Below are 10,289 nucleotides of genomic sequence, written 5' to 3' on the forward strand. Positions count from 1 at the left end.
CATGCTCGGCTCATCGCGCGCAGCGCGACGGACACGAAGAGCAGCCGAGCATGGGCTCGGCTCTACGGATCAACCCGCGTCGGGCAGGCGGAAGAACGCGCGGGCGGCCGCCGTGGCATTGGCCGCGGTCACCGCAACGTCCTCGCCACGGTCACGTGCCAGCTCTTCCACGATGTGCGACAGGAACATCGGCTCGTTGCGCCGGTCCTTCGGCATCGGCTTCAGCGTGCGCGGCAGCAGGTACGGCGCGTCGGTCTCGATCATCAGGCGGTTGGCCGGGATGTTCTTCACCAGTTCGCGCAGGTGCGCGCCACGGCGCTCGTCGCACAGCCAGCCGGTAATGCCGATGTACCAATCCTGGTCCAGATAATCGAACAGCTCATCGCGTTCGCCGGTGAAGCAATGCACCACCGCCGGGCCGATGCGACCTTCGAAATTCTTCATCTGCGCCATGAAATCGGCGTGCGCGTCGCGCTGGTGCAGGAACAGTGGCTTGCCGTTGTCTGCCGCCAGCTGCAGCTGGCGCTCGAACGCGCGGTGCTGGGCCGGGCGCGGCGAGAAATCACGGAAGTAGTCCAACCCGCACTCCCCCACCGCCACCACTTCCGGGTGGGCGTGCAGCGCGCGCATCTCGGCATCGCATTCTTCGGTGTATTCCACCGCGTGGTGCGGGTGCACGCCGGCCGTTGCGTACAGGAAGCCCGGATGCTGCTGGGCCAGCTGCACCGCCAACGGCGAGTGCTCGCGGCTGGCGCCGGTGATGACCATCTGCACCACGCCGGCCTGGCGCGCGCGGTCCAGCACGGCGTCACGGTCGCGGTCGAAGGAATCGTGGGTCAGGTTGGCGCCGATATCGATCAGGAGCATGGTCATCGCGGGGGAAAAGTGCCCGCGCATTGTACCTGCGCCCGCCGTGCCCCCTTATCCTTTGCACATGAACGCCCCGCTCTTCCCGATTTCCCCGCTGCTGCCGCAGATCCAGCAACACCTGGCCGCGCAGCAGCGACTGGTGCTGGAGGCCCCGCCCGGTGCCGGCAAGACCACCCAGGTGCCACTGGCACTGCTCGACGCACCGTGGCTGCAGGGCCGCAAGATCATCCTGCTGGAACCACGGCGGGTCGCCGCCCGCAGCGCCGCGCTGTTCATGGCGCGGCAGCTGGGCGAGGAGGTCGGTGGCACGGTCGGCTACCGCATCCGCTTCGAAAACAAGGTTTCGGCGCGCACGCGCATCGAGGTCGTCACCGAAGGCATCCTGACCCGCATGCTGCAGGACGACCCGATGCTGGAAGAGGTCGGTGCGATCCTGTTCGACGAGTTCCACGAGCGCCATCTCAGCGGCGACCTCGGCCTGGCGCTGGCGCTGGATGTGCAGGCGCAGCTGCGCGATGACCTGCGCCTGGTGGTGATGTCGGCCACGCTGGACGGCGAGCGGCTGGCACGCTTTCTCGATGCGCCGCGGCTGAGCAGCGAGGGCCGCAGCTACCCGGTGGCGATCAGCCATTTCCCGGCGCGCCGCGATGAAGCCCTGGAACTGCAGGTGCGCCGCGCCGTACAGCAGGCGCTGGCCGAGCACCCCGGTGACCTGCTGGTGTTCCTGCCCGGCCAGCGCGAGATCGCGCGGGTGCAGGCGGGCCTGCAGGAATCGCTCAATGGCGATGTCGAGGTCCTGGCGCTGCACGGTGAACTGCCCGTGGAACAACAGGCGCGCGTACTTCAGGTGGCCAGCGATGGCCGCCGGCGCGTGGTGCTGGCGACCAACGTCGCCGAGTCGTCGGTGACGTTGCCCGGCGTGCGCGTGGTGATCGACAGCGGCCAGGCACGCGAACCGCGCTACGACCCCAACAGTGGGTTCACCCGGCTGGACGTGGTGGCCATCGCGCAGGCATCGGCCGACCAGCGCGCGGGCCGCGCCGGCCGCGTCGCCGAGGGCGTGGCCTGGCGGCTGTGGCCACAGTCGCATCGGCTGGAACCGCAGCGCCGCGCCGAGATCGACCAGGTGGAACTGGCCGGACTGGCACTGGAACTGGCGGCCTGGGGCAGCAGCGATCTGCGCTTCCTCGATCCGCCCCCGGCGGGTCCGATGGGCGCGGCGCGCGAACTGCTGCAGCGGCTCGGCGCCCTGTCCAGCAGTGGCGCGATCACCGAACTGGGCCGGCGTGTGCTGGCGCTGGGCACGCATCCACGGATGGCGGCGATGCTGCTGGCAGCGCCCGATGCCCGCGCCCAGGCGCTGGCTGCCGACCTGGCCGCGCTGCTGGAGGCGCGCGACCCGTTGCGCCAGGGCGGCGACGCCCTGGCGGCCCGCTGGCGCGCACTGGCCGCGTTCCGCAATGGCCGCACACCGGGCGATGCCAACCGCAGCGGGCTGGCCGCGATCGATGCCGCCGCCAAGCAGTGGCGTCGCCGCCTGCGCAGCGAAGCCACGCCGCCGGCCAGCATCGAGGCCCATGAGCTGGGCGACCTGCTCGCTCATGCCTTCCCCGATCGAATTGGCTTCCAGCATCCCAGCGATCCTCTGCGCTACCTGCTGGCCAATGGCCGCAGCGCGCGCCTGCACGAGCTGAGCGACCTGCGCGGCGAGCCCTGGCTGGTGGCCAGCGAACTGCGCTTCGAAGCGCGCGATGCGTTGTTGCTACGTGCCGCACCGGTGGATGAAAGTGCTCTGCGCAAGGCGTGGCCGGAGCGCTTCGTCACCGAAGACGTAGTGCGTTGGGACAGCGAACGCCGCGCCCTGGTGGCGCTGCGCGAGACCCGTTTCGACCGCATCGTGCTCGACAGCCGCTCGGCCGGGCGGGTCGATCCGCAGCATGCCGCGCAGGCGCTGACCGAAGCGGTAGCCGAACTCGGCCTGCAGGCCTTGCCGTGGACCGAAGGCCTGCGCCAGTGGCAGGCCCGTGTCGAATCGCTTCGACGCTGGATGCCGGAACTGGACCTGCCCGACTGCAGCGACGCGGCCCTGCTGGCCAACCTCACGCAGTGGCTGCAACCCGCGTTCGCCGGCAAGAGCCGCCTGGACGCGCTGGATGAGGCCAGTTTCGGCGAGGCACTGAAGTCGCCGCTGGAATGGTCACAACGGCAGCTGGTCGAGCGTCATGCGCCGACCCGCATCACCGTGCCGTCCGGGCTGGAGCGGCCGATCACCTACGCGTTGGACAGCGAGAGTGGTGATCCGCTGCCGCCGGTGCTGGCGGTGAAACTGCAGGAACTGTTCGGCCTGGCCGACACGCCGCGCATCGCCGATGGCCGCGTGCCGCTGACCCTGCATCTGCTCTCCCCCGGCGGCCGCCCGCTGCAGGTCACCCAGGACCTGCGCAACTTCTGGGAAAACACCTACGCCGAAGTGAAAAAGGAAATGAAGGGCCGTTACCCGCGCCATCCATGGCCGGATGATCCGTGGACAGCCACGGCCACGCACCGGGCAAAGCCGCGCGGAACCTGAGGGCGGGGGCGGATCCCATTGCATCGCAATGGGCTCACCGCGCCGGGGTCAGAGCCCTTTCCCAAAAGAAAGGGATCCGCCCCACCCTGCCTGATCCTGAATGGCTGCGGTAGAGTCACACCACGTGCGTCCCCGGCTGACATACCGTTTACGGGCAACGCGCGACACTGGACTTCGACCCGAGGCAAAGGACCCCCGCATGAGCAAGCTGACCGTAATCACCGACCGCGCCCTGGAGCGCGCCCTGGAGCTGGCCCACACCGCCGGCGATGGCCTGAAGAGCGCCGGTGGCAGCCTGCGCAATGCGGACTGGATCAAGACCGGCGCCGCCATCGGCGCAGTGAAGACCGGCGGCAAGGCCGCGACCAAGTTCGTGCGCCGCAATCCGGCCGTGGCCGTGGCCGCTGCTGCGGTGGGTGTTGGCCTGCTCGGCTATGCGCTGTACCGCAAGCAGCAGAAGAAGAAGGCCGCCAATGGCCACGTGGTGAATGGGCAGGCGCAGCGCATCAGCGCGCGTGACCGCCGCAACGACACCGTCGTGGACGAGCACAGCGATATCGGCAGCGACGCCTGAGTGTGACCGACCGGGTCAGAGCCCTTCCTGCGGAAGGGATCTGACCCCGAGCCAGGGCCGGATGCCGCGAGGTATCCGGCCCTTTCTGTTTCAACCAATCTGCCGCCACTGCCCGGGCTGCAGGCCCTCCAGCCGGTACGGTCCCATCGACACCCGCACCAGTCGCAACGTCGGCAGGTTCACCGCTGCAGTCATCCGCCGCACCTGGCGGTTGCGGCCCTCGCGGATCGTGATCGCCAGCCAGCTGTCCGGCACGGTCTTGCGGAAACGTACCGGCGGATCGCGCGTCCACAGCGTCGGCGCCGGGTCGAGGCGCTCGATCTTCGCCGGCAGGGTCGGTCCATCGTTGAGCACAACGCCATCGCGCAGCTGTTGCAGCTGCTCGTCACCGGGCGTGCCTTCCACCTGCACCCAGTAGGTCTTGTCGGCCTTGTGCCTGGGGTCGGTGAGCTTGTGCGCCAGCGTGCCGTTGTCGGTCAGCAGCAGCAGGCCCTCGCTGTCATGGTCCAGGCGACCGGCGGCATACACGCGCGGCGGCAGGCCGAACCCGGCCAGGGTCGGCCGCGGCGGCACGCTGCGGTCGGTGAACTGGCAGAGCACGTTGAAGGGCTTGTTGAAGGCGATCAGCATTGCAGGCACGGCGGGCGGCGGGTAAGACATTGTCCCACGCCGCGCCACGCACCACGTCCCTGTGGAGCCGAGCAAGGGCCCGGCCCCACCACGTCAACGCGCGCACGGCATGCGACGTGCCCTTACGGCTTGATGAAACGCAGGGTCATGCGGTCGCTTTCGCCGATCGCCTGGTACTTCGCATCATCGGCCTTGTCGTGCTGGTTGGTCGGCGGCAGCGTCCACACGCCGTTGGGGTGGTCCTTGGTGTCGCGCGGGTTGGCGTTGACCTCACTGCGCGCATCCAGCTTGAAACCGGCGGCCTCGGCCATCGCGATCACCTGCTGCTGGCCGACATAGCCGGTGTCATCGTCGTCGGCCACGTCGGCCTTGGCGCGATGCTCGACCACACCCAGCACGCCACCCGGCTTGAGCACGTTGAAGAAGCCCTGGAACATGCCCTGCGCCTGGCCGGCCTTGCGCCAGTTGTGCACGTTGCGGAAGGTCAGCACCACATCGGCTGAATTGGCCGGGCCAAACACCGGCTTGGCCGGGTCGTAGGCCACCACGGCGGTCTTGCCGAACTGTGCCGGCGCGCCGGCGTACTTCTTCTCCAGGCTGTCGCGGCTGCGCTGCTGGTAGTCACGGCCGCGGCCTTCGGGCACCGCCATCGGATCGACCACCGCAGCGACGTAATGGCCCTTGTCCTGCAGCAACGGCGCCAGGATTTCCGAATACCATCCGTTGCCGGGGGTGATCTCGATGACGGTCTTTTCCGGCGCTACCTTGAAGAACGACAGCGTCTGCGCCGGATGGCGGAAGCCATCGCGCCTGACGTTGTTGGCATCGCGGGTGGGCGCCTTTACCGCCGCGTCGATGGCCGGCAAGACCTCGATCTTCGCCGGTGCCACCGTGGCCGGTGCGGCGAACGCGGGAACAGCAGCAAGCAGGGCCGAAGCAAGCAGCAGGCGGCAACCACGCAGGGACGAAGCAGGCATCATCGGGACGACTCCAGCGGAAGATGCGGCGAGACTAGCAGTCGCAGCGTCCCAGGTGTTCACAAAACGTTAGCGGCGTGCGCGTCGCGGAACACTGTTTTGTGGTCGTCGCCGCAGCACGGTCACACATCGCGTTCTATTCTGGAACACTTCCCCCAAGGAGTCCGTGCCCATGACGGCAACCCGCGAACTGGGCCGTTCCGGCCTGCATGTACGTCCGCTCGCCTTCGGTGGCAACGTATTCGGCTGGAGCGCCGATGAGAAGGCCAGCTTCGCCCTGCTCGATGCCTTCGTCGATGCCGGCTTCAACCTGGTCGACACCGCCGACGTTTACTCGGCCTGGGTGCCGGGCAATTCGGGCGGGGAATCGGAGACGCTGATCGGCAAGTGGTTTGCCCGCAGCGGCAAGCGCGACAAGGTGGTGCTGGCGACCAAGGTGGCCAAGTGGGCCGAACGCCCCGGCCTGACCCCGGACAACATCAATGCGGCGGTCGAGGATTCGCTGCGCCGGCTGCAGACCGACGTGATCGATCTGTACCAGGCCCACGAGGATGACGAGTCTACGCCCCTGGAAGCCACACTGGCCGCGTTCGGCCGCCTGATCGAGGCCGGCAAGGTGCGTGCGATCGGTGCTTCCAACTACAGCGCCACGCGCCTGGCCGACGCGCTGAAGGTGTCCACCGACTACAAGTTGCCGCGTTACGAAACCCTGCAGCCGGAGTACAACCTGTATGACCGCGCCGGCTACGAAAAGGAACTGGAACCGCTGGTGCAGCGCGAGCAGATCGGCGTGATCGGCTACTACGCGCTGGCCAGTGGCTTCCTCAGTGGCAAGTACCGCACGCCGGCCGATGCAGCCAAGAGCCCGGCACGTGGCGAGACGGTGGTGAAGCGCTATCTGAACCCGCGCGGCCTGCGCATCCTGCAGGCGCTGGATGACGTAGCCAGCAAGCACAGCGCCAGCGCTGCGCAGATCGCACTGGCCTGGCAGATCGCGCGTCCGTCGATCACCGCGCCGATCGTCAGCGCCACCAGCGTCGAACAGCTGCACGACCTGCTGGCCGCAGCCAACGTATCGCTGAGCGTGCAGGATGTCGCGCAGCTGGATGCCGCCAGCGCGGAAGCGTGAGACCCGGTAGTGCCGGCCGCTGGCCGGCATTGCACGTACATCGAAGAAAATAATTCAACAAAATGGTTGCGCGCGACTAAATCGTGGTTTATCGTGCGCACCTCGTTTCAACACCCACTGGAAACTTCCCTTGAACGCGCATTCCGTCGCCATCGCCAAACTGCTGCCATGCCTGCGCATGGACCGGCCGGCGCGCGCGTTCGGCAAGGAAGACCAGCTGACAACGGCCTGATACCCGCCCTGCGGAGATCGGCCACCCCGATCTCCGAGGCCTGACGACGCCCTCGGAACGCAAGTCCCGGGGGCGTTTTCGTTTGCGTCGGCACAAGGACCCGCGATGCCAGAACTGCACCCCGCGCGGCAACCCGCCGCTCACTGATCCAGGTTTTTCTGCCGCGCCGGAGGATTTTCTCCGCGTGCATGGCAACGCCTGGACATTATCTGCATCGCAGCCAAACATTATCGCTCGCCGATAATGTCGGTGGCCTGCACCCTCGATTCTCCAACGGTCCCGTTTCCACCACGGGCTGGTGCGCGCGGCGTTGCCGTGGCGTATGCCGGAGGTCGCGGACAAGCCATCGCCTGGATCGCCTGCTGGAGGCAGGCGCCGGTTCGCCGGTACGCGGTTCGATTCCGCGCGGTTCACCACTGGATAGCTCAGTCGGGTAGAGCAACGGATCCTGATTCCGTCTGTCGTGGGTTCGACTCCCACTCCAACCACATGACCTGTCACGTCATGACTTGAAGCAACACCCGGGGCGCAAGCCCCAGCGGCCATCGTCGCCGTCCACGGTCACTGCCTTCGGGCGGGGGCGTGGAAGGCACCGGACCGCACGCCGGGCCTCGGCCCGCCGTCACTGCCAGCCACGTTCCGCCCCGGTGCTGCCTGCCGGGAACGACGATGGCAGCACTGCCGGTGCACCGAAGGCTCCGCGCGCGGACCGTCCGCCGATGGCCGCCCTCTTCCGCTGCCTGCACGTGGTGTGCAGGCGGCCTCGCCACGACCCGATCGACCCGGGTCATGGCGATTCATCCGCAACGGGTCGAACCACCAGAGCCATACAAGGAGAGACTCCCATGTTCTGGACCATCAAGGTCGTGATCGGCGACGGCGAGCGCGGCCTGGTGTATCGCAACCGTCGTTTCCAGCAGATCCTGCTGCCGGGCGTGCACCGCTTGTCGCCGTTCGGCGGCCGCCCGCAGGTGGACATCCACACCGCATCGAAGGGCGCGGCCTACACCGGCAGCGACCAGGACAGCCTGATCGAAGCACTGGGCGCGCGGTTGGAGACGCACTTCGTGCTGGCCAACGTCGGCGCCAGCGAAGTTGGCCTGTTGCTGCGCAATGGCCGCATCGATGAAGTGCTGCCGCCGGGCAGCCGTCGCCTGTACTGGCGCGGTTCGGTCGACACCCAGGTGCGCGTGATGGCGCTGGGTGACGAGCCGCGCATTCCGGCGGACGTGCAGCAGCGCCTGGGCCAGCTGGGCGTGCTGCCGCGTGTGGCGGTGATCAGCAGCGTGCCGAGCGAGTCGGTGGGCCTGCTGTTCATCGATGGCACGCTGCGGCAGACGCTGGACGCCGGCCTGCACGCGTTCTGGAACTTCAACGGCAACGTGTCGGTGGAGCGTGTGGAGCTGCGTGCGCGGTCGCTGGACGTGTCCGGCCAGGAGCTGCTCAGCCGCGACAAGGTGACCCTGCGGGTGAACCTGGCCGCGACCGTGCAGGTGGTCGACCCGGTGCGTGCACACCGCACGCTCAGCAATGCCGATGAATTCATCTATCGGCAGCTGCAGTTCGGCCTGCGCCAGGCGATTGCCGCGCGCAGCCTGGACGAGCTGCTGGGCGACAAGGCAGCACTGGACGGTGAGATCGCCGCCCATGTGCAGGCGGCGATCGAGGGCCACGGCGTGCGCTTGCTCGGCGTCGGCATCAAGGACGTGATCCTGCCGGGCGAGATGAAGGAGATCCTCAACGGCGTGGTGCTGGCCGAGAAGCAGGCCCAGGCCAGCGTGATCCGTCGCCGCGAGGAGGCCAACGCCACGCGTTCGCAGCTCAACACCGCAAAGCTGATCGAGGACAACCCGGTGCTGATGCGCTTGAAGGAGCTGGAGGCGCTGGAGAAGGTCACCGAGAAGATCGACAAGCTCACCGTGTTCGGCGGCCTGGACGGCGTGCTGAAGCAGCTGGTGACGATCAGGTAGGGGGTCGCGGTGGCGCAGGGACGCGCCGCCGGCCCATCAAGGACATACACGAAGACATGGACACTCAACACAATTATCAATGGCTGCATGCCGAGGGCAGCACGCCGATCAAGGGCTGGGTCAACGGCGTGCCACTGGAAGCGCAGGCGCATGAGCAGCTGCGCAACATCGCCGCGATCCCATTCGTCGGGCCGTGGGTGGCGGTGATGCCGGACGTGCACCTGGGCAAGGGCGCGACCGTCGGCTCGGTGATCCCGACCCGCGGTGCGATCATCCCGGCCGCAGTCGGCGTCGACATCGGCTGCGGCATGGCGGCCGTGCGCACCACGCTGCGCGCCAACGACCTGCCCGATGACCTGCGGCAGCTGCGCAACAGCATCGAGCGCAGCATCCCGGTCGGCAACGGGCGCGGCGGCGAGCATCAGCGCATGCCCGACAGCATCCATACCCGGCTGGTGCAGTCCGGGCTGGCCGCCGGCCTGGAGAAGATCAAGGACAGGCACCGCAGGATCCGCACCGACAAGCTCGACCGCCAGCTCGGTACGCTGGGTGGCGGCAACCACTTCATCGAACTGTGCCTGGACGAGACGGATACGGTGTGGGTAATGCTGCACAGCGGGTCGCGCGGTACCGGCAACTTGATCGGTACCTACTTCATCGAGAAGGCGCGCGAGGAACTGGCCCGGCGTGTGCTCGGCTTCCACCTGCCGGACAAGGACCTGGCGTTCTTCATGGAAGGCGAGCCGCTGTTCGATGACTACGTCGAAGCCGTGTCGTGGGCACAGGACTACGCCCGGCAGAACCGCGAGGCGATGATGTCGCGCGTGCTGGCCGAGATGCGCCACCGGCTGCCGAAGTTCCAGCTGGCGGCGATGGCGGTGAACTGCCACCACAACTACGTGCAGAAGGAAACGCACCACGGGCAGGAGCTGCTGGTGACCCGGAAGGGGGCCGTCAGTGCCCGCGAGGGTGAGCTGGGCATCATTCCCGGCAGCATGGGCACGCGCAGCTACATCGTGCGTGGCAAGGGCAACGCGGACAGCTTCCACAGCTGCAGCCACGGTGCCGGCCGGGTGATGAGCCGTGGCGACGCGCGCCAGCAGATCACCCTGGCCCAGCACCGCGAGGCCACCGCGCACGTGGAATGCCGCAAGGACAGCGGCGTGCTGGACGAGTCACCGGCCGCGTACAAGTCGATCGACGATGTGATGGCCGCGCAGCTGGACCTGGTCGACGTGGTGCACACCCTGCGCCAGGTGTTGTGCGTGAAGGGGTAATGGAGCGGTGGGGGGGGGGGGGCGGGCCCCCCCCCCCCCCCCCCCCCTCCAAAGTTGGTCG

Annotated in this window: 8 protein-coding genes and 1 tRNA gene; 6 read left to right on the top strand and 3 right to left on the bottom strand. The window is 68.0% G+C overall.

Annotation, left to right across the window (positions count from 1 at the left end; translation table 11 throughout):
• Positions 1 to 69 precede the first annotated feature (69 nt).
• The gene (locus ACM0PY_RS12500) at positions 70 to 867 is read right to left on the bottom strand and encodes a TatD family hydrolase (protein WP_134972128.1); all 798 of its coding nucleotides are present in this window, start codon (positions 865 to 867) and stop codon (positions 70 to 72) included.
• A 67-nt stretch (positions 868 to 934) separates the two neighbouring features.
• On the opposite strand from ACM0PY_RS12500, the gene hrpB reads away from it, so the two are divergent.
• Positions 935 to 3,439: an ATP-dependent helicase HrpB gene (gene hrpB, locus ACM0PY_RS12505; protein WP_180883680.1), complete on the top strand. Its 2,505-nt coding sequence runs from the start codon at positions 935 to 937 to the stop codon at positions 3,437 to 3,439.
• Between the two features lie 199 nt (positions 3,440 to 3,638).
• A complete protein-coding gene (locus ACM0PY_RS12510; RefSeq protein WP_005420251.1) occupies positions 3,639 to 4,013 on the top strand; it encodes a hypothetical protein in 375 nt (124 codons plus the stop codon).
• A gap of 90 nt (positions 4,014 to 4,103) precedes the next feature.
• Here the strand turns inward: ACM0PY_RS12510 and ACM0PY_RS12515 are convergent, their stop codons facing one another.
• The gene (locus tag ACM0PY_RS12515) at positions 4,104 to 4,643 is read right to left on the bottom strand and encodes a pseudouridine synthase (protein WP_134971774.1); all 540 of its coding nucleotides are present in this window, start codon (positions 4,641 to 4,643) and stop codon (positions 4,104 to 4,106) included.
• A 122-nt stretch (positions 4,644 to 4,765) separates the two neighbouring features.
• On the bottom strand, positions 4,766 to 5,623 hold the full coding sequence (locus ACM0PY_RS12520) for a class I SAM-dependent methyltransferase (protein WP_134971746.1): 858 nt from the start codon (positions 5,621 to 5,623) through the stop codon (positions 4,766 to 4,768).
• A 169-nt stretch (positions 5,624 to 5,792) separates the two neighbouring features.
• Between ACM0PY_RS12520 and ACM0PY_RS12525 the strand changes: the two genes are divergently transcribed.
• The 4 genes from ACM0PY_RS12525 to ACM0PY_RS12540 all read left to right on the top strand — a co-directional run bounded on the left by ACM0PY_RS12525 (position 5,793) and on the right by ACM0PY_RS12540 (position 10,228).
• Entirely contained in the window at positions 5,793 to 6,749 is a 957-nt protein-coding gene (locus ACM0PY_RS12525) for an aldo/keto reductase (protein WP_134971748.1), read from the top strand.
• Positions 6,750 to 7,398: 649 nt separating this feature from the next.
• Positions 7,399 to 7,469 (top strand) — tRNA-Gln (locus ACM0PY_RS12530).
• A 357-nt stretch (positions 7,470 to 7,826) separates the two neighbouring features.
• Complete coding sequence (locus ACM0PY_RS12535) at positions 7,827 to 8,951, top strand: slipin family protein (protein WP_180883678.1); 1,125 nt, start codon at positions 7,827 to 7,829, stop codon at positions 8,949 to 8,951.
• A 56-nt stretch (positions 8,952 to 9,007) separates the two neighbouring features.
• The gene (locus ACM0PY_RS12540; protein ID WP_134971752.1) at positions 9,008 to 10,228 is read left to right on the top strand and encodes an RtcB family protein; all 1,221 of its coding nucleotides are present in this window, start codon (positions 9,008 to 9,010) and stop codon (positions 10,226 to 10,228) included.
• Positions 10,229 to 10,289 lie beyond the last annotated feature (61 nt).

This window comes from Stenotrophomonas sp. BR163 (assembly GCF_047520985.2).
In the GTDB taxonomy this organism is placed as follows: Bacteria; Pseudomonadota; Gammaproteobacteria; order Xanthomonadales; family Xanthomonadaceae; genus Stenotrophomonas; species Stenotrophomonas sepilia.

Excerpts from the sequence above, each read along its gene's own strand:
- ACM0PY_RS12500 (WP_134972128.1), bottom strand. The coding sequence starts at position 867 with ATGCTCCTGATCGATATCGGCGCCAACCTGACCCACGATTCCTTCGAC.
- hrpB (WP_180883680.1), top strand. The coding sequence starts at position 935 with ATGAACGCCCCGCTCTTCCCGATTTCCCCGCTGCTGCCGCAGATCCAG.
- ACM0PY_RS12510 (WP_005420251.1), top strand. The coding sequence starts at position 3,639 with ATGAGCAAGCTGACCGTAATCACCGACCGCGCCCTGGAGCGCGCCCTG.
- ACM0PY_RS12515 (WP_134971774.1), bottom strand. The coding sequence starts at position 4,643 with ATGCTGATCGCCTTCAACAAGCCCTTCAACGTGCTCTGCCAGTTCACC.
- ACM0PY_RS12520 (WP_134971746.1), bottom strand. The coding sequence starts at position 5,623 with ATGATGCCTGCTTCGTCCCTGCGTGGTTGCCGCCTGCTGCTTGCTTCG.
- ACM0PY_RS12525 (WP_134971748.1), top strand. The coding sequence starts at position 5,793 with ATGACGGCAACCCGCGAACTGGGCCGTTCCGGCCTGCATGTACGTCCG.
- ACM0PY_RS12535 (WP_180883678.1), top strand. The coding sequence starts at position 7,827 with ATGTTCTGGACCATCAAGGTCGTGATCGGCGACGGCGAGCGCGGCCTG.
- ACM0PY_RS12540 (WP_134971752.1), top strand. The coding sequence starts at position 9,008 with ATGGACACTCAACACAATTATCAATGGCTGCATGCCGAGGGCAGCACG.